Origin of the sequence: Streptomyces sp. XY431, from assembly GCF_001279805.1 — a bacterium.
GTDB lineage: Bacteria > Actinomycetota > Actinomycetes > Streptomycetales > Streptomycetaceae > Kitasatospora > Kitasatospora purpeofusca.
Genome location: NZ_LGDO01000275.1, coordinates 1 through 1,438 on the forward strand (window position 1 = coordinate 1; position 1,438 = coordinate 1,438).

Consider the following 1,438-nt stretch of genomic DNA (forward strand, 5'->3'; position numbering starts at 1 on the left):
GGCATCAGCCCGCGCGAGGCCACCGCGATGGACCCGCAGCAGCGCCTGCTGCTGGAAACCTCCTGGGAGGCCCTGGAGCGCGCCGGCATCGACCCCGCCACCCTGCGCGGCAGCCGCACCGGCGTCTTCGCCGGCCTGATGTACCACGACTACGGCACCTGGCTGTCGGAGGCGACCGAGGACGTCGAGGGCCTGCTGATCACCGGCAGCAGCGGTGGTGTCGCGTCCGGGCGGATCTCCTACCTGCTGGGCCTGGAGGGCCCGGCGATGACGGTGGACACCGCCTGCTCCTCCTCGCTGGTCACGCTCCACCTGGCGGTCCAGGCCCTGCGCAACGGCGAGTGCTCGCTGGCACTGGCCGGCGGTGTCACCGTCATGGCGACGCCGACCACCTTCGTGGAGTTCTCCCGCCAGCGCGCCATGTCGCCCGACGGACGCTGCAAGGCCTTCTCCGACGACGCCGACGGCGCCGGCTGGTCCGAGGGCGTCGGCATGCTCGTCGTCGAACGCCTCTCCGACGCCGAGCGGCTGGGGCACCGGGTGCTGGCGGTGGTGCGCGGTTCGGCGGTCAACCAGGACGGCGCGAGCAACGGCCTCACCGCGCCCAACGGCCCCTCCCAGCAGCGCGTCATCCGCGATGCCCTCGCCAACGCCCGGCTCACCCCGGCCGAGGTCGACCTCGTGGAGGCGCACGGCACCGGCACCGCGCTCGGCGACCCGATCGAGGCCCAGGCCCTGCTGGCCACCTACGGCCAGGAGCGCGACGCCGAACACCCGCTCTGGCTCGGGTCGGTGAAGTCCAACATCGGGCACACCCAGGCGGCGGCGGGTGTCGCGGGCGTGATCAAGATGGTCGAGGCGATGCGGCACGGCGTGATGCCGCGCACCCTGCACGCCGACACCCCGTCGCACCACGTGGACTGGGAGTCCGGCGCCGTCAGCCTGCTCACCGAGCAGCAGGACTGGCCCGAACTCGACCGCCCGCGCCGCTCCGCCGTGTCCTCCTTCAACGCGCATGTGGTCCTGGAGGCCGCAGCGGAGTCGCCCGAGGTCGTGGGCGACGAGGTCGAGGGTGACGGTCCGGTGCCGTGGGCGCTGTCCGCCCGGACCGAGGCCGCGCTGACCGAGCAGGCCGCGCGCCTGCTGGAGCGGGTCAGCGACGGGGCCGAACTCGACCTGCACGACGTCGCGTTCACCCTCACGGCCGGTCGGTCGCTGCTGGACCACCGGGCCGTCGTGGTCGGTGCTGGTAGGGACGAACTGGTCGAGCGGCTCCAGGAGTTCGTCTCCACCGGCAGCTCCGCCGGAGTCGTCACCGGCCGGGCCGGATCCACCGGGACGGTGTTCGTGTTCCCGGGTCAGGGTTCGCAGTGGATCGGCATGGCGCGTGAACTCCTGGACTTCTCGCCGGTCTTCGCGGAGAAGATGGCGGAGTGCG

The 1,438-nt window shown here is 72.9% G+C and carries 1 protein-coding gene; it reads left to right on the forward strand.

The window, feature by feature from the left end:
• Nucleotides 1–1,438 (forward strand): type I polyketide synthase (locus ADK60_RS23455; protein ID WP_159400543.1); only part of this gene is annotated, 1,438 nt, incomplete at both ends.